Source organism: Sphingomonas suaedae (assembly GCF_007833215.1).
Taxonomy (GTDB): domain Bacteria; phylum Pseudomonadota; class Alphaproteobacteria; order Sphingomonadales; family Sphingomonadaceae; genus Sphingomonas; species Sphingomonas suaedae.
Genome location: NZ_CP042239.1, coordinates 592,978 through 611,290, shown reverse-complemented (window position 1 = coordinate 611,290; position 18,313 = coordinate 592,978). Strand labels below are relative to the sequence as shown.

Here is an 18,313-nt window from a genome sequence, read left to right as displayed (position 1 = left end):
TTGGCATCTTGCGGAAAACCCCAAGATGGGGCGGACCCGCAGCCTTCGGCCACGGCTGCAGCCGCTTCCCCCTCGCCCGCGTCGTCGATTTCTCAGGAACCTGATAGCGGGACAGGCATGGTCGAACGGTGGTCCCTGCAGCAGACCGGCCAAGGAGTTGTACTGGCGCTGCTGCGGGCAGACAGAAGCGCCGTTCTGCGCCTGTTCTGCCCCGGCGGAGAAGATCGGCTCCTCGTCAATGTTCCAGGCTTCCGGCCGATTGACAGCGAAGAACGACTTTCCTTTGGAAGTGCCGACGATGCTGCAGCACTCGTGGCCGATACCCGTGGCGATGCGCAGCGTGGCGGTGTAACGGGTACTGGGCGGGTGCCGGGAAATCTCGCGGCACTCATCGGCGGCCGTCTTTCAGCCAACTATGGCGCGCAATCGAGCGGACCCCATCCTGCGCCGCCGCCGACTCTGTCTCGCACCTTCGTTACTGCTTGCAGCAAGAAGCCAGTCGCATCGACCCAGCCCAGCCCCCAGGCAAAGGGGGCTGTGAGCGCCTGCTCCGTACAGAGCGGGAAGTCTATCCGCGTAGCACCCCGCCGTGCAGTTGGCACCGAACCCTTCTGGGCTGCACGGATCGACGGCCGCTGTGTCGTTTATTCCCACCCGGAGGATCAGAACGGCACGCGGATATGGACACGCTACGCCAACAGGCCGAACGGCGAGACCTGGTCGGGCACGTTGGATGGGCAACTGTTTGAGCTCAGGGCTCGGGCCGAACGGGGCTGTTCGGATGGAATGTCTGACAAGCGGTATCCGTTTGCGGTCGAGTTGAAGGTCCGGGGGGAACTACGCAAGGGCTGCGCCGAAGCCTCGTAATGCTCAACTTAGGGTCGGTTCAGCAAGTGCTGGTGATCTCCCTGAACGCATATCCTCGATGCCAAATTGGCAGGCATTCAGCAACGCTTGGGCGATGGCCGCTTTCGGGATTGCCCCAAGCGCACGCGACGACCGTAGATTGGGGCGAGAAGCGGACCCAAACGCGTCATCGACCGATGCCGCGCCCACGTCCGAAATCGATCCCGTGATTGAATGCCAGCTCGGCACCCAGCCGGCGGCCGGTCTCAATCGAGATCCCCAACTGAGCCTTTCGACTCGCAAGGACGGATTCCATTTGCGGGTCGCGCTCAAGGCTTCGGGCCATCTCGGCCATAGCGTTCTGCGCGGACTTACGGCCCCCGTAATCTCCCGTCACATAGGCGCGCTGGGCCTGAGCGGTGAGCGTCTTCCATCGCTCGACGAACTGGTCAGCGCGTCGGGCGGGGCTCGTGCGCAGCTCGGCTTCAAGCTGCATTGCTTGGTTGGTTCGCCTGAAGTCACCGCCCGCCGCTTCGCGGGCAAGCCCCCGGTCCTTCTTGTACGCGTTCTCAAGATCGACCGACGCGTGCTCGGTGATCGCATTCAGGTCCTTGCGCGCTGCGCGGATTTCGTTCGCCTGCTCGGGGCTCGCGGCGTCGCCTTTGTCGAAGCTCTCAAAGATGCTGACCACCGCGCGGGCGTGCCGTTGGACGATGTTCCTTCGCGTCTGCCGCGCTTCGTCTTCAGTGGGCCTGGCAGGTTCGACGGGCCGTTGGACCGGAAGCCGTAATCCGTCGAACATGCCGCGCACCTTCTCGGGCATCTTGCGTGCCAGCTCGGCAATGCGTCGGCGGAAGGCGATACCGCGCCGCTCGGCGAATTGCCGCTCCGGTTCCCGAGCATAGTCGCTCGCCATATCCTTGGCGCGTTCGCGCGAAAGTATGCGAACAAGCCTGCCGTGATCGGCAAAGTCATCCTGCCCATGGTGCAGATCGACGCGGTCGCGATGGCGCGACAGCGCAACGTAGGCCGAGTGGCTATCCATGCCCGGTGTCGCGAGCACATGGGTACGATCGACTGTCATCCCCTGTGCCTTGTGGATCGTAGCGGCGTAGCCGTGGTCGATGCTCGCATAGTCCTTGATATCAAACGCGATCGACCGGCCATCATCGAGTTGCACCGCCATGCGAACCTGGCTCGTGCTTTCCACCGTGCCGAGCGTTCCATTCTTCACGCCGAGGTCGCGCTCGTTCCGCAGGAACATGATGCGGTCGCCGGCTGCAAACTCGCGTGCCCCTCGCTCGGTCGCGATCGTCACATCGTCGCCAAGGGCGCCTGCGGTGCGCAGCCGATCGCGCGCAGTGGTGTTGAGCGCCTGCACCTCGTCACGCGTATGGGCAAGGATGATGCGCGAAGCGTCAGGTTTGGCGATCCGGTCTCGATCCCAACGGTCGATCAGCGCACCGCGCGCCCCGTCTCGCGTCGCGGCGGCGTGCGCGGCGTCATGGTCCTGATAGGCCTTGATCGCCTCGCCGGTTTGGCCGGTCGCGAGGTGCCGTGTTGCGTCGCGCTGCCAGTCCTCGCGCTGGCGGCGGATCTGGGTGATCTCGACGCTGCCGTGCCGCTCTGCGGTCGCGCGGAACGCCGCGCCCGCCTCAATCGCCTGAAGCTGTTCGGGGTCGCCGACCAGTACGACCTTTGCACCGCGTTTCTCAGCCTCAGTCAGTACGCGCTCCATCTGGCGCGTGCCGATCATCCCGGCTTCGTCGACCACCAGCACATCGCGGCTGGTAAGCAGCTCGCGATCCTGCGCCCATTGATGCTCTAAGCTCGCAATCGTTCGCGATGCGATACCGGAGCCGCTCTCAAGGTTCTCGGCGGCGATGCCGGACAGCGCGATGCCTTGCACCGAATAGCCCGCGCTCTCCCAAGCCTCGCGCGCTACCCCGAGCATCGCTGACTTGCCCGTGCCCGCGTACCCAACGACGACCCCCAACCCCTTCGCATCGGTGACGTGTTCGAACGCGCTGCGCTGCTCGGGCGAGAGGAACATGCCGCGCGCCGCCGCACGTGCCTGCGCAAGATCGCGATGGCGCTCCGCGACGGCGTACCGGTCGCGATTGGCCAGGGCTTCGGTCGCGCGCTCCAGCCGCCGCTCGATCTCGATCATATCGCGGCTGGTAAACCGGTCGTCGCCACGCCCGTCTTTACCGAGCGCGACGAGCTCTGGCGCGCCGCGCACCGCCGCCATCACGCGGTCGAACTGGTCCTTCCCGTCGCTATGCCGATGCGCGAAAATGGCGAGGTCACGCGTCGTGAAGGTTGCCTGGGTGCGCGTGATCGCGTCGAGCGCCAGGCTCGGGGTGGCGATGATCTTGTCCCCATTGGAGCGGGCGATTTCGAGGTGCTCGGCGGCGCGCTCGGACTCGAGGCCCTGTGCCGCCATGCGAGATGCAGCCGGGCCGATCTTGTGCTGCGGTTCAAGGTCGATCCCCTGCGCCTCCAAGGATCGGTGATCGATCCGCGCGTCGATATCCAGTTGGGCAAGCCGCTCGTTGACGTGCTCACTCCAACGCTCGCGCCATTTCTCGAGAAGGTCGGTGCGGTTCCAATCGCGGTTCTTCTTGCCGAACCCGTCCTCGCCAACCCCGCGCATCGTGAGCATCACATGCGCGTGCGGCTTGGCGAGGCCGTCGGCACCGATATCCCAATGCACGTTGAGATCGGCGATCATCCCGCGCGCGACGAACTCCTCGCGCACAAAGTCCCGGGCGAGCTCGATGCCCTGTTCCTTGGTCATCTCGCGGGGAATCGCGAACTCGATCTCGCGGGCAAGCTGCGCGTCCTTTCTCAGCTCGGCGGCCTCGACAGCGTTCCAAAGCTCTTCGCGTCCGAGAGATGCTCGGGCGCGCCGTCCGGCAGCATCACTTCCGAGTGTACGACCCCCGTCTTGTTCGAGAAGTCATGATGCCGGTCGAGCCGCTGGTCGTGCAGCCGCGACGCCGAGCGATAGGCGGCGGACGCCAGTGCGGATGAACCAGCGGCGCGCGAGATGACTTTGGCCGAGAAATGGTAGATCGCCATGACGGCAAACCACATACACTAAACAAGCGACGTTGGCACAACGTATAAGCGCGCCCTCGAAAGAATTCATCTTTCTCGGGAAATAGTTGTCCCAAGATATTTCACGAAGTTTGCGCTGATCGACGCAGTACCTAACTGACGCCTTCCACAATAACAATTGAGGAAGGTGTCATGCGTAAACCTCGCGACTATGATTCGGAACTTAAGGCGCTCGACGAGAAGGCAAGGATGCTGAAGGAGCGCCGGCTGCGCCAGCTCGGCGAGCTTGTCGTCGCGACCGGCGCGGACAGCTTGCGGGTCGAGCAACTGGCAGGCGTTCTGCTCGCCGCGGTCGAGGCCAATGATGCGGCGACAAAGGAGGGCTGGCGCAAGCGCGGCGCGGTCTTTTTTCAAGGATCGCGCAAGGCTCGCGGACGCGCTGGCCGCGACGCGCGCAGCGCTTCGGCGAACCACGGCGATGCGCAATCGACACAGCGCCAGGATCGCGCGTGACGACAAACGGGATTGGGTCGTGAAGCGCCGCGAGCGAACGCGCCAGCTGATCGAACTTGGCGGCCTCATCGCCAAGGCCGGGCTGATCGAGCTTACTGATGACGATCGCGCGGTGATCTTTGGGATACTGGTCGATGCCGCCTCCAGGTTGCGCGGCGAGGATCGGGACAAGGCGCTCCTGCTTTGGTGGCGGCGCGGGAAGCGGGCATTCGAGGCACTTGCCCCGGAGCGCGAACCCCGCGCATAGCCCGCCGATGACTGAAGACCTCGAAATGACGATCCTCGCCTTTCTCAAGCGCGCACCGGAGTGGGTCCGCCGCGACCTGACAGCGAAGGATCAAAGCGCCCGCACACAGGCGGAAGAAGCGTTCGCCGCGATGCTCGCCGATGCGCTGCGGAGATCTGACCTGAACTCCCGCGGCGCTGGTTTGACATCGGTGGAGCAAAGTCGCACGCACGCTCGAATACATCCAAAATGGAGCAAAGCATGACCGAAGAGAACGCCCCCAATCTCGTCGAGCTTGCAACCGAACTCACGATCGCCTGGCTCGGCAATCCAAACAACCGCGCAACGGCGGACGAAGTGCCGGCATTCCTGCAAAAGATGCATGCAACAGTCAGCGAATTGTCAGGCGGCGCTGCGGTCGCAGAAGGTGAAGAGACTGTCTCCGAAGAGCACACGCCAGCGGTCACGGTGCGCAAGTCCCTAGCGTCGAAGGATCACATCATTTCGATGATCGACGGCAAGCCCTACAAGACACTGCGTCGGCATCTCTCGACGCATGGGTTAACGCCGGAAGAGTTCGCGCGCGCTATAATCTCAAGCCCGATTATCCGATGGTTGCCGAGAGCTATTCGGAGCAGCGCCGCGCTATGGCGAAGAAGATCGGACTGGGCAGCAAGGGGCGCGCTGCGAAGGCCGCAACTCCGGCCCCGGCGCCTGCGCCTGCGCCTAAGCGGACTCCGCGCAGCACCAAATCGGCCTGAACTCCGCGAGCGCCGCGCGATCAGTCGCGCGGGGCGAGCCGCCGTGCACAGACGTCGCGAACAGTCTTCTGCAAAAGCTCTACGCGCTCGGCGAGCCAGTCCAGTTCTTCCGGCGTGATCTTGTAATGCGGCGAGTATCGCGCGTTCACATAAGCCTGCTGAAGCAGCTCGAAACAGCGCCGCGCGTACTTCGTGTCGCGCGGCCAGACTGCGATTAGCCCGTGAACCAGCGGCTCCGCTTGCGCGCGCAGAAAGTTCAGCTTGTGCGACTTCGGGCTGTAGAGCGTCAGGGTCAGCAGCAAGCAATGATATGCTCGCTCCGCAGCTTGATGCATAGCATCGCGCGGCACACCATTTTCAATGCTAGTGCGTGCGAGGCTCAACCCGTGGACAGATAAGGGGAACCAGTAGTCGAAGCTTTTCTGCGCTTCCGCTCGCGCGGCTTCTTCGGTCAGCGGCTGCGGCTCGGCAAACGGGTAGCCGTCGACCTCATAGAGGGCGATTCCCTGCTGGATGGCATCGATGAAGAATGGGCGACCACGCATCAGCTGGTCGTTCACGTCTGAAAGGCTGTGAACGATGAACGCGACCGGCGCGCTGATCCGCTTGGAGATCGTCACCTCGCGAACGAAATGGTCGTCCGCCTTGGCCCAATATTCCACCGGGTCGGTAAGCCGGTCGTCGCTGACCACGACCAGAATATCATAGTCCGAATAATAGCCCCCGACCGGGTCCTCGACCCAGTCACCGCGTGCATAGGAGCCGTAGAGGATCACCTTGAGGATGCGCCCCTGCTTCTTCCACTTCTGCGTGGCGAGCGCGGTTGCGTCCTCGAACTCGGCAAACAGAATCTGCACGATGCGTTCGAGATCGCGGCGCTTGCGGTCCGGGAGATGATCGAGGTCGGTCCTCATAGTTCCTTCCTAGCGAGCGAGCGCCGATGCGCAAACATGGACGCTCGACAGAATTACCGGGAATTCCACCAGCGCCGGGGTCGGCGGGCCATGCGGCGAGCAATGCTCACGAGCGCCTTCGCAATCTCCCGCTCGACTTGCCCGGCAGTAAGGCCGGTGCGCTCGGCAATCTCGACATAGCTCAGGTTGTCGAGCCGGGCGGCGAGGAAGATTTCGCGCTGCAACCGCGGCAGCTTGCGAACGGCCCGTTCCATGCGCTTGAGGGTCACCGGGTCAGGATCATCAGTCATGATGCCCTCCCGCAAAAGAGGGGGAAGTCTGGCGGCGCGGTGGCCGCCAGACAGTCAGGCTGCGCGACGCAGCGGCTCGGGTTCGGGGGATCCTGCCAGTTCGGCGACCTTGGCCGCCCGGCTGACGGTCGCGACCCCGCCGCGCTCGGTGTAGGCAGCTGGCGGAAACGCCATCCACTTGGGCACCCAGCCTGCCACCTTGGCGCGTCCGTTCTCCCCGGTGAGGCAATCGCGCACGATCTTGCGCTTGACCTTGCCGGTCGCGGCCTCGTTAGCATCGGCGACGCTCTCGCCCGCCACGTCTGCCAGCACATGGTGCAGCACCTCGCGGTCGCGGATCATGTCGAGCAATGCGTCGTCGCCCTGCCAGACCTTGGCCATGTCGGTGCCGAGCATCGGACCCAGCAATTCGATCAGCGCGCTGCCCGCCTCGAGGTTCTCGCCCATGACGATCGCGAGCAATGTCCATCACCGCAGGATCGGGAAGCGCGATCAGCTTGACGAACAGACCCGCCACGCCATGCGCGCCGTCATAGCCGCCCGTCACGGTCGGCGTCTCGGGATCGAACCCGAGTAACGCCAGCACCGCACGCCGCTTCTCGTCGAACGCAGCTTCCGATGCGCTGTTCTCCACGCTCTCGGCAATCGCATCGGTTGCGGCACGCTGCGTCTCGATCCGGACATTCCACAAGGCCGAACCCGCGATGACGTGCGCCACCATCAGCCGCAGCGCCAGCGATGGACGGCTGGCAAGGTCCGCGCGCACCGCCGCATGCCGGTGCAAGTCGATATAGTTCTGAAGCGGCGCGCTGACCTCGGGCCGAACCGGCTTCTCGACCGCCTCGCCGCGCTCCAGCTTTCGCGCTTCCTTGGTTGTGACATAGCCTTCGTGGAAGGTGACATCGCCGCGATGGCCGATGCTGATGAACACCTTGCCGCCCTGTTTCTTGGACCGGCGCTCATGCTCCCAACTATGGAAATAGTCGCCGCGCTCCAGCACAACGACCTCGCTCCACCCCGCCTCGCGATACGCTTCGACCCGCGCCGCAATCGCCGTCTCCTGCGCCGTCCAGAACGCCTCGACGCTCGCGAAATAGCGCTCGTCGCCGAACAGGTCGGACACGATCTCGCCCTTGTAGTCGGCAAGGTCGAACAGCGCCGCATCGCACAGGATCGATGTTCCCCCGAACAGCCAAGCCTTCAGCTGCTGCCCGACCGGCGCGCGCTGCTCCGGGTCATCGACCATCGCCAGCCAATCACGCTGCTGCGCCTTGCTGGCAAGGGTGAGGTGGCGCACCGTCACCGCGTCGATCTGCTCGTGCCGATAAAGATTGCGGATACGGGGCAAGAGGTTGCCCAGCGCAAGCGTACGCTTCACCTGCAACTCGGTAAGCCCGAACGTCAGCGCGATATCCTCGGGGCTGCGGCCTTCGCGGATCAGCCGGGTGAACGTCTCCCACCGCGTCACCTCGTCGGGATCCAGCCGCGCGATGTTCTCGATCAGCGAGGCCTCGAGCGCCGCCGCATCGTCTCCGGCCTGCATGATCGCGCATGGCAGGGCGTCGCTCCCACCGCCCTCCTCCGCCACGACAAGCGCAGCATGAAAGCGCCGCTTCCCTGCGACGATCTCATAGCTGTCGGGCGATCCGTTCTGCCGAACGATCAGCGGGACCAGCACCCCGCGCGCCCGCACAGACGGCAGGATGTTGGTGAGGTCAGGCACCTTCTTCACGCCCCGCATATTGGCGGTCGAGACGGACAAGTTGGCGAGGTCGATATGCTTGAGTTCCATGTCACTGCTCCTTCTTCCTGAACCGCACCGGCCCCGGCGAAGGGGGGTGGGCGGCAAGGAGCGGACTGGCAGTCCCGCCGAACAGAGGCGGGCTGCACCCCCGGGGTCCCCATTGCGCTAGCGCAATGGGGTGGGTTCCAGGGCCGTAACACCGTGAAGGACCGGCAACGCCGGTTGCAGCCCGCCGCGGCGGGACTAGAAGGCAGCGACGCCCACCCCCCTTGGCCGCGGCCGAGACCAACAACGCCAGCGCAACGCGCTGACCGCAGCATCTTCAAGGGCTGCGCGCTTGCCGCTCCGCCCGGAGCCCACCAACACGCACTCTCGAAGCCGGACGGCCGTCGTGGCGGCGTGCGCGCGCAGCTGTGCGCCAGCCGTCGCCGCGCCCCCCGGCCGGATCGAGCGTGCCACGCGGAAAACAAAAGGCACTGCGGACCCTGGCGGCTTCGCAGAAGTCCGCCAGCGCACGCCCATCATCAATCGCGTTCCGCTGCCGGGTCGCGCCCGGCCCGCGTCATGCGATCGTTACCCGAATGGGCCGAGACGCCGCAGAGCGACTCGGCGACGCGCCAGCGGCGTAGAGCGCGGTCACGCGATGCGTGAGACGCCCTGAGACTTCACCCCTTGAGCAACCCACCTACACCAGAGCTACGTATGTGCGCGCTTGCCCCGCACAGTACCCTCCTGACACCAGAGAGGCCCTTTTCAGCGCGAAAGATTTCCGCCCAAATTAGCTCCCGGGGGCACCAGTCACGCACGCAATGCAAGGAATAGCAATGCACACCGAAACCCCAGACCAAATTCTCCGCATCAACACCGTCCTCGCTCGTACCGGGCTCAGCCGTTCGACGATGTACCGGAAAATGCAGAACGGCACGTTCCCGCGGAACATTCAGATCAGCACACGCTGCGCCGGCTGGCGCGAGTCAGCAATAGCCGAGTGGTTGAAGAATCCGATGCTTTACAGCTGCGATGATCCAAAATGACTTTCGGGGCCTTTGCGCGCCAATAGATGTCGTCAGCGTTCCTTGTATCATTACACGATCTTCCGGTCGCTCACTTGATGAAAACTTAGCGACCTATATACCTGCTTGACCCAATCTGATTTGGGTGTCACAAGGGGGTATGGAAACGATCGCCCCTAAGAAGCAGCAGTTCGAAACGCTGATCCAGATGATGTCGGCCTTCCCCGACGAGCAAACGGCGATCGACCATTTCACCGCGATCCGTTGGAAGAAGGGCGCGTTCTGCCCCACCTGCGGCAGCACCAAGGTTTACCACTTTGCCGACCGACGCACCCACAAGTGCGGCGATTGTCGTAAGCGCTTCTCTATCAAGGTCGGCACAATCTTCGAGGACAGCAAGATCGGCCTGCGCCAGTGGATGATGGCTATTTGGCTGATCACTTCGCACAAGAAGGGCATCGCCAGCACGCAGCTCGCTAAGGATATCGGCGTCACGCAAAAGACGGCGTGGTTCATGCTGCATCGCCTTCGCTACGCCGCGCAGACCAAGTCGTTCAATCGGCCCCTCGAGGGTGAGGTTGAGGCCGACGAAACGTTCATTGGCGGCAAGGAGAAGAATAAGCACGCGTGGCAGCGCACCGGTGGCAAGCAGGGCGGCGCAGGCAAGGTTGTCGTCATGGGCATCCTAGAGCGTGGCGGCGAGCTTGTGACGGGCACGATGCGCAATCTGCGCGCCGTCAACTTGCAGGGCGCAATCGCCAGCGTCGTCGCTCCCGGCGCCAATATCATGACCGACGAGCATGTTGGCTTCGTGGGCCTTCAAGGCCGCTACAATCACCACACGGTGAACTATAGCGCCGGGCAGTATGTGAAGGATTATTACAACCACACGAACGGCATTGAGAGCGTGGGGGCGCTCTTCAAGCGCCAGATCATCGGCACCCACCATTACCTCTCGCCGAAGCACCTAAGCCATTATCTCGGCGAGATGACGTGGCGCTTCAATCTCCGCAGCATCGGTGAGGGGGATCGGGTAAACGCCTTGCTCGATCAGACCTCCGGTCGCCTGACTTACAAGGATCTGATCGCGTGAACGCTCCCAAAGACGATCCGGTGAAGTTCGATTTTGACTTCGATGAGGCCATGCAGCGGGTCGCGCAGACCAATCCCGGCGAGGTTACGGCGCTTGCGACAAGCAACCTATCGGACGACACGATCGACACGCTTTTGGACGCCTTTGAAGCTGCCGCGCGCAAGACTGAGAATGGACACGAGTTTTGGACATCCCGCGACCTCTCGCGGCTTCTGGGATATTCGGACTATCGAAACTTCCTGACGATCGTTGAGAAGGCCAAGGCCGCATGCCGAACGATGCGGCTCGATCCTCAGGATCATTTTGTTGACGTCACCGACATGATCGAGATCGGGAAAGGCGGTCGCCGGGAGGTCGATAACATCCACCTCGACCGCTATGCTTGCTATCTGATCGCGCAGAACGGCGACCCCCGGAAACGCCAGATCGGCTTCGCTCAGAACTACTTCGCTATCCAGGCACGTCGGCAGGAGCTGGCGGACCAGCACGGCGTCGATTTTGACACCCTGTCCGAGAACCAGAAGCGGCTCTATCTGCGGAACCAAGTGGTAGCGGAAAACAAGCGGCTCATGAGCGCGGCGAAGGCCTCCGGCGTTCACTCAGGCGCGGACTTCGGCAAGTTTAATAACAGGGGCTATCAGGGCCTTTACGGCGGACGCGGGAAGGAAGAGATTCAGCAGTATAAAGGCTTGCCTACCAAGGCCAACATTCTGGATCACATGGGCAGCACGGAGCTGGCCGCGAACCTGTTCCGCATCACCCAAACTGAGGAGAAGCTGCGGAGCCGGAATATCCAAGGCAAGGAAGCCGCCTGCGACGCGCACTATGAAGTCGGCGTGAAGGTGCGGCAGACAATGCGCGACCTCAGCGGCATCATGCCGGAAGATTTGCCCGTTGCTGACGACGTGAAGCGGATCGCGCGTGAAGAGCGGAAGCAGCAACGCATGCGCGCCATCCCCGCGCAGAAGCGCATTGAGGAACCATTGGCTGGACCGAAGGCGACCGATCCAGTGGAAATCGACCTTCGCGCCGACCTCTGGAAATACGCCCTTCTCATTATGTCGGTTCGTCCGGATGGTGAGATTAGCACGTCCGATATGATCGCCGAGATGCCCGGATATGTGCACCTTTCGGAAGAGCATACAGCGGCAAATGCTAGCCGGAAGGACTCGAAGTTCTCTCAGCTTGTTCGCAACCTCAAATCGCACAAAACCTCGAAGTCGAACTTCATCTATCAGGGCTTCGCGCAGGACGTGCCCGGCGGATTCAAGATCACCCGCAAGGGGCTCGATTTCGTCCGCGAATACTTCAAGAACTAGGCGTAGACGATGACGGCAGATGAACTAGATGCCCTTTGCGCCATTATCATAGAGATTCTGCGAGACGATCAGGGCGTGCGTAGAGCGGTCACTCGTTCCTCAGAAATCTGCAATCAGCTTGGCGTGTGCGACTCTGACTTGGATGACGTGATGTTGGCGGCGATCCCGCGCGTTGGGCGGCGACCACTGATGATAGGCGAGCCCCGCGCGGACGAAGTGAATTACGATCCTGACCTAACAGTCGAAGGGCTAGCGAAGTTCATCCTAGATTACTGCCCGCCAGCGTAGTGGGTCAGTCACGTATATAGGTCCCTTGGCAAGAACGTAGATCCACACCGCATCGGCGGCTGCGACTTCGATCGAGAGAGTTTCGCGCGACGGGTCGCCCACCGTGGACTACTCGTCGCGCAGACACCCTGCAGTGATCACAAAGAACAAATCACTGGCGCAACGCATCAAAATTGCCCGCCCCGTCGTTGTTGTGACGCGACAGATATACGACATCGGGTTGCCCACCCCATAGCCGTGCCTCGAAACCATCAAAAGCAAATGTACGAGCGTTCGCGAACTTCGCCCCGAAGCTACCGGCTGCTTCGGCAAGGCGATCAGCATCCGAAATCGCACTCACCGTCTGCGCGCTCGCGTCGGGCAATTGCATCTGCACTTCGGTCGATTCGAAAGCCGTCGTCGCTTGGGCCATGGACCCGCCTCCCTGAGCAAGCCCCAAGATATCTGCGTCCGACCATACCGTACCATCTGCAAACAAGATCTGATTGATGCCATTGTTGGCAATGTTCATATATTTGATTGTGACACTGTCACTACTGTTCAAAAATTCGATTGTTATGTCAAAGCCACTGGCGTCGGTGCCAACGACTACATCTTCAGGGGCAATTTCTGCAGTGAACTGCAGTGTATTGAAGTTACTTGGGCTTCTCCAATCTTCAATGATGTCTTGTCCGCCTCCCAGAGAAAAGAGGTAAGTATCGTTTCCGGCCTCCCCCCAAAGTGAGTCATTCCCGGCACCACCAATAAGCACATCATTGCCAGCCCGGCCAATTAACTGATCACTACCAAGACCCCCGTCAATTATTTGACCATTTTCGTCGCCGTAAAATACGTCATCCCCTCCATTACGCTCCATCGATTTGGCCAGCAAATCGGCATGAGACCAGATTGTTCCATCCTCAAAGCGCACCAACTCAATCCGCCATTCGTTGAACGGCAACGAATTGCGTAGCGTGATGATGTCGCTGGTCCCAGCGAATTCAAGAACGAAACCTGAGCCATTAAATTCCTGCGTGACAGTCACGTCACCCGGCGTAATCCCTACATCCAGCAGGAGCGTATCGGTACCGCCGCTGCCTCCGCTGCCGTCGCCATAATCGTCAATGATGTCGCTACCTTCTCCCGGCGCGATCCGGTAGATGTCGTCGTCTGCACCGCCAGTCAGCATGTCGTCACCGTCGCCACCGATGAGCGTATCGGCACCAATTTGACCGAGCAGTAAATCGGCCCCGATTCCACCCACCAGGGTGTCGGCACCTCCTGAGCCTTCGAGGCGGTCGTTGCCTTCGAAGCCGTACAGCGTTTCTGAGCGCGCTGTGCCTACAATCGTGTCGTCGACCAAAGACCCGAGGGGGGGCAAACCGCTGACCATGATCGTGGCACCATCTCCGGCAAAGTGAAGCACTTCGACTCCGGACAGGACATCATAACCTTCGTCGCCCAGAGTATCCCAAACCTCGACCGATCCGTCGGGAGCGAGGGCGATTCCGAAGTCAGTTGAAGCGCCGAAATAATACGCCGCATCGATTCCGTCACCGCCGTCGATACGATCAGACCCGACTCCGCCGGCGAGAATGTCGTCGCCGCCGCGAGAATCGATGATGTCGTCGCCGGCAAGGCCACCAATGATATCATCGCCTTGCGAGCCGTAGATGTGGTCCGCACCCGCCGTCGGAATTTGGGAAAATGCAGCAGCCAGTATCTGCGATCGGCTGAGTAGACTGCCATCTGCGAAGCGAAACTGATCAATTTGGCGGTTGCCCGAGTCCAGCAGGCGATCAAGCGTAATCGAACCCGCATCGCCTTCGATCCAAACCTTGATCCCCCAGCCGTCGGGCGTTCCACTGTAACGAAGGCTATCGACAGTGATGCCCGGTCCAAATTCAAGCGTGTCGCTCCCATCCGACGCGCTGCCACCGGTAATCACGTCGTCGCCATCGCCAAGGTTCCAGAAATAAGTGTCATCGCCAGAACCTTCGACGATCGTGTCGGTCCCCGCGCCCCCAGTGACCCGATCATTGCCTCCTCCCGCAATGATCACGTCGTCACCCGCCCAGCCTTCGATTTGATCGTCGAATGGAGTGCCGCTTAATGGGTTATCATCGCCTGCCGTACCGATAATCGGAAAGAGATCTTCGACCGGAGCGGCTTCATTATTATAGATAAAGTAGATGTTCTCCACGTTGGTGATGGTGGTGATTGCTCCATCACGTAAGTCAGTCACGGCATATTCGCCGGGACCATTTTCCGTCACCTCATAGTCGCCCCGTGCTCCGAAAAGGTTCAGCGTGTCATTGCCGGTGCCACCATCAATCGTGTCGTTACCTGCAGATCCCTCAAAATTATCATCGCCCCCCCCGCCGCTGAGGGTGTCGTCGCCGGCCGCGCCTGATAGGTCGTCCGCACCATCGCCGCCATCCTGCGAGCCGGCGGGTAGAGCTATAGCTCCCGCATAATCGGCAGCCGCCTGATCGTAGGACCCGGCGCCACTCATATCGAAGTCTACAAGAGTGATGCCGTCGATAAAAATCTCATCGCCGTCCGAAAAAAGAATGTAGGGTAGATCGATGCCCCAGATGGATCCGCTCGTATAATTGTCCCAATGGACGGGATCGGTTATTGAAGTTCCAGGGGCCGGGCGACGAAAACCAGTGACGTCTCCGAACAAAATGGAATCACCAGTACTCTTTATTACGAGGGCAAGATCACCCCGAATCTCATAGATATCGCCATTTTGGCTGATTACGTTTGGAGTCCATACGATTTTTACATCATCCCTGGAGAGAGAGGACGCATCTATTGCAATATTCCAAGCGATACCACCAGGCGCATCAATACTGCTCTCGACTGGAGTTCCAATAACCTCGTCGTGCCCCGCTCCAACTCCGAATTCAACGACGACTGCTCCGTTACCGGATAAGCTTGACGCGGTGGAATGGAATAAATCGTTTCCTCCGCCCCCTCGCAGGATCACCGCACCGTCCACATTTCCGGCAGCTACGAGTTTGTCGCTTCCCTCGCCGCCATCCAGCACTTCAGTCGAAAAAGCTTCGGAATGATCACGGCTGATCAGCAAATCTGAGCCAGCGCCGCCGAATAAATGATCTGCGCCCGACCCTCCGTTCAATATGTCGTTACCGGATCCGCCGGTCAGCACGTCGTCGCCAAAGCCACCCAGAAGAGTCCCCGTACCCGTGGTTCCCGCTATCGAGATTACGTCATTGCCGCCACCGCCATCAATATTCTTGTGGCCGGTGCTCGTGTCGGTAACGTTGTCATCGAAATTCGAGCCAACGATCCCGGTGTGGAATCCCGTAAGATGAATAAACTGGTTCGCGCCTGTACTGATAGTGCCCGAACCGGCACCATCCAGAGTAACAGCACCACCAACAGTGCTTTTTGAGAAATTGATCGTGTCTTGAGGACTGCTGCCTTGCCCGCCACCACCGTCTATCGTGAGATTGGTACCAGCCGCAATTTGACCGACGATATTGACGACATCGCGTCCGGCAGTTCCAATAATCTTTTCGATACTGTGAAGCGCATCCGTGCCGCCGCTCCCATCGCCAACCCTGATCGCGGTGGTCTCACTCGATCCATCATAACTTATCGTTACGGGCTTCGTCCCGCTGGAATAAGACACAGTATCCTCTTCGTCCGAGGGGCTACCCGGGGCAGCCTCGTCACCACCCCAGATATCGTCGCTACCTGGTCCGCCAATGAAAAGATCACTGCCTTCGCCGCCACTCAGTATGCTGTTGCCTTCTCCGTCATGCAGAGTGTCGCGGCCAGCGCCACCAATTAAAATGTCGTTTGATTTTCCAAATAACTCGTCGTCACCCTCGGCGCCGAAGAGTGTGACACCGGTTCCATCCCCTTTTAGGACGTCGTTATAGGAGGAACCGATCACGATCTCGATCCCGCCCATTTTGTCGCCAGTCGCATCGGTCGCGGCACCTGCGGTCGCCAGCCCAACGACTGTGCTGAAGTCACCGGCGCCGGAACGCAACGAGAGATCCACGGACACGCCCGCCGAAGCCGTCGTATAGCTGACGATATCTTTTCCGGCCCCGCCCTTGAAGACATCCTCCCCGCCACCGCCCAGCATCAGGTCGTCTCCATCGCCACCCGTCAGTTGGTCACGCCCAGTGCCGCCGATTAGGATATCGTGGCCGGCGCCACCATCCAGAAGATTGACACGGGTCCCGCGGCTATTGCCCGCCAGCAACAAGTCGTTGCCGCCGCCGGCCTTTATGTCATCACCGCCATCAAGAGCGTTTATTCCGTTCTTGTTGTAGCCGCTGCCACCTACGATTATCGCCCCGGTCAACGCTGTAGCGTCGATCGCGAGGACGTCTGGTGCTGTTGTCGTGTTGATGGATGCAGCGCCATAGTAGGTTCGATACGGACCCCCATTATAACTATCCGCGTAAGCTTCAGCCGACACGGCCTGGAACGCTGTTTGATCAAGCGTGAAGAACCTTAGGGAGCCCAGCAGGTCGGAACCGGCCGCGGTGCCGGCCAGGCCGATGGCAAGACTCTCGCGCAAGGTCTGGACTGACAGAATAGTCTTTCCGGCGGTGTCCAGGGCCGAGGCAGGATCCACCGCTTGGACACCAGCGAACACGTCGGTCAATTTTTGATTGTCAACCACGCCATTTTCAAATAACAAGCGCGAACTCGACTTCAAGATGACCGATATGTAATGATCATACTGATAGATTGACGAAGCTGAGACCGACACGTTGTAGTTATTGTAGTTCTTGATGATCTCAGTCGCGCCTGAGGTGAATTTAAATACATTAGCATTACCCGGCTCCGCCAATGTCATGCCGTCTAAATAGCTGACTGCACTTGCAGACGGCAGTGCGACGGTTCCGTGACCAACCCGCTCGTCGCCCCCGAAAGCGGCTCTGTAGACCGTATTCTCAAGGAACACGGTCCGCTCTTCGCGCTGATAGGCCGCCTTATCAGAGATCAGATTGTCGGTGTCGTGATATTTGGCGTGAACGAGCTCGTGAAATATGGTTCGCGTCAAATCAACTGTGAAGGGAGTACCTGTAGGATTATTTGTCTGAAATCCTGAATAAATAGTATCGGTCAAAGATATTGCTTTGCTTGTTTCACTCCAATAGGCATTTTTTTGAGGATCTGGACTTCTTTCGACTGTAATCACCCCGACGCTTGTCGAAAGCGTGGAAAAGAAGTTCGCAATAATCGAATTATTAACAAGTAAATTTAAAGAATTAGAAAACAAACTCCAATTTGAGCTACTCAACTTCAAAGCCGCATTCGGGCCGTTGTATGCCTGAAACAATGCTACCGTGAATGACATTTTCCGCACCCCCGTATAAATTCTGAGATAATAACCTCTATTTTAGGCAGCCGTTGTCTTGGATTATGCCAAGCTCGACGTTGAATATGACCTTGATTTGCGAGCAGCTAGTGTCCGGCAGGGCAGATACTCTGCTGGGAAGCTTGGATAGAGGGACGATGTATCGCCCAGCTTGCCAGCTCTCCATGCGACGCTCATCGCGATGATCTGGGTTAAATTCTTGCCCATGCCAATCCGGAGTCAGCAGTTTTCCAATGACATACCGCTTACCGCCTTCGCGGGTTCCCGAATAGACGCGGACTCGCTCCGCCAGCGGCGCGCCAACGAGTAATCGCCCCGAGAGCAACGCTTCGATCTTCGCGACCTGGGCATTATTTGGCATCCACGACTGGGGTTTCTTTTCAGACACGTTTCGCCTTTCTGTCGCTTTGGTGTGTATCGCGAGCGCCGCCGCCTGTGGTTTTTGCACTTCATTCAGAAGTGTCGAATTGCGCGAGCTGGTTCGGGCCGCGCCGCTCGTCGCCCCCGACAGGATAAGGGCTATCAGCGTCAGGACGCAGACCGCCCGGCCATTGTGGGCCCGCGGCCTGCAGGCATAGAGGTAATCCGCGCGTTCTAGCCTGGCGGTCGAGTTGAGCGCCAACCGGGTATAGCTGCTCAATATACCTCTCCCTTTTCAATGTTTGACAAGTTGGCCTCAACATAGGGGCGTCCACTAGGTGAGGGTACGGTTTTGCCCGATAACGACTCTCGCCGGCGGCTGAAGTGAGGCTGGTCGGGGTCGGTTTGCTGTACCGATCTCCGGGCCTCCGCTTTGCGCGGTGCAAAAGTCTTGTAGCCTTGAGGTTGGTCGCAGCATCGATGAATATTGTGATACGCACCTCTACTGAGGTCGGGCCAGCGGCTGC

The 18,313-nt window shown here is 60.3% G+C and carries 11 protein-coding genes and 3 pseudogenes; 8 read left to right on the top strand and 6 right to left on the bottom strand.

The annotated features are described in order from the left end of the window. The first annotated feature begins 117 nt into the window (after positions 1 to 117). Positions 118 to 867, top strand: a complete 750-nt coding sequence (locus FPZ54_RS02900; protein ID WP_186456888.1) for a COG3650 family protein — start codon at positions 118 to 120, stop codon at positions 865 to 867. Between the two features lie 166 nt (positions 868 to 1,033). Here the strand turns inward: FPZ54_RS02900 and traA are convergent. Next, a pseudogene (gene traA, locus FPZ54_RS02895) lies at positions 1,034 to 3,930 on the bottom strand (Ti-type conjugative transfer relaxase TraA). A gap of 171 nt (positions 3,931 to 4,101) precedes the next feature. Between traA and FPZ54_RS02890 the strand changes: the two are divergent. From FPZ54_RS02890 to FPZ54_RS02875, 4 genes and pseudogenes are all read left to right on the top strand, one after another. After that, entirely contained in the window at positions 4,102 to 4,422 is a 321-nt protein-coding gene (locus FPZ54_RS02890; RefSeq protein WP_145844832.1) for a conjugal transfer protein TraD, read from the top strand. Between the two features lie 19 nt (positions 4,423 to 4,441). Further along, on the top strand, positions 4,442 to 4,669 hold the full coding sequence (locus FPZ54_RS02885; protein WP_239019687.1) for a conjugal transfer protein TraD: 228 nt from the start codon (positions 4,442 to 4,444) through the stop codon (positions 4,667 to 4,669). Between the two features lie 7 nt (positions 4,670 to 4,676). Then, on the top strand, positions 4,677 to 4,913 hold the full coding sequence (locus FPZ54_RS02880; RefSeq protein WP_145844829.1) for a DUF6771 family protein: 237 nt from the start codon (positions 4,677 to 4,679) through the stop codon (positions 4,911 to 4,913). Beyond that, a pseudogene (locus tag FPZ54_RS02875) lies at positions 4,910 to 5,409 on the top strand (Ros/MucR family transcriptional regulator). Before FPZ54_RS02880 ends, FPZ54_RS02875 begins: the two are co-directional and overlap by 4 nt. Before the next feature lie 20 nt (positions 5,410 to 5,429). Here FPZ54_RS02875 and FPZ54_RS02870 read toward each other — a convergent pair. The 3 genes and pseudogenes from FPZ54_RS02870 to FPZ54_RS02860 form a co-directional block, all read right to left on the bottom strand. Next, positions 5,430 to 6,323, bottom strand: a complete 894-nt coding sequence (locus tag FPZ54_RS02870) for a HEPN domain-containing protein (protein WP_145844827.1) — start codon at positions 6,321 to 6,323, stop codon at positions 5,430 to 5,432. 53 nt (positions 6,324 to 6,376) lie between these two features. Further along, entirely contained in the window at positions 6,377 to 6,613 is a 237-nt protein-coding gene (locus tag FPZ54_RS02865; RefSeq protein ID WP_145844825.1) for a sigma factor-like helix-turn-helix DNA-binding protein, read from the bottom strand. Positions 6,614 to 6,667: 54 nt separating this feature from the next. Beyond that, positions 6,668 to 8,405: pseudogene (locus FPZ54_RS02860) on the bottom strand (ParB/RepB/Spo0J family partition protein). 776 nt (positions 8,406 to 9,181) lie between these two features. Here FPZ54_RS02860 and FPZ54_RS02855 point away from each other — a divergent pair. The 3 genes from FPZ54_RS02855 (at position 9,182) to dinD (ending at position 11,782) form a co-directional block, all read left to right on the top strand. Continuing rightward, positions 9,182 to 9,391 (top strand): helix-turn-helix transcriptional regulator, encoded by a 210-nt coding sequence (locus FPZ54_RS02855; RefSeq protein WP_145844823.1) that lies wholly within the window; start codon positions 9,182 to 9,184, stop codon positions 9,389 to 9,391. A 139-nt stretch (positions 9,392 to 9,530) separates the two neighbouring features. After that, on the top strand, positions 9,531 to 10,463 hold the full coding sequence (locus FPZ54_RS02850; RefSeq protein WP_145844822.1) for an IS1595 family transposase: 933 nt from the start codon (positions 9,531 to 9,533) through the stop codon (positions 10,461 to 10,463). Then, entirely contained in the window at positions 10,460 to 11,782 is a 1,323-nt protein-coding gene (gene dinD / locus FPZ54_RS02845; protein WP_222428342.1) for a DNA damage-inducible protein D, read from the top strand. The genes FPZ54_RS02850 and dinD overlap by 4 nt, the downstream gene beginning before the upstream one ends. Positions 11,783 to 12,221: 439 nt before the next feature. Here the strand turns inward: dinD and FPZ54_RS02840 are convergent, their stop codons facing one another. Further along, the gene (locus FPZ54_RS02840) at positions 12,222 to 17,405 is read right to left on the bottom strand and encodes a calcium-binding protein (protein WP_145844820.1); all 5,184 of its coding nucleotides are present in this window, start codon (positions 17,403 to 17,405) and stop codon (positions 12,222 to 12,224) included. 37 nt (positions 17,406 to 17,442) lie between these two features. Beyond that, positions 17,443 to 18,066: a hypothetical protein gene (locus tag FPZ54_RS02835; protein WP_145844819.1), complete on the bottom strand. Its 624-nt coding sequence runs from the start codon at positions 18,064 to 18,066 to the stop codon at positions 17,443 to 17,445. Between the last annotated feature and the right edge of the window lie 247 nt (positions 18,067 to 18,313).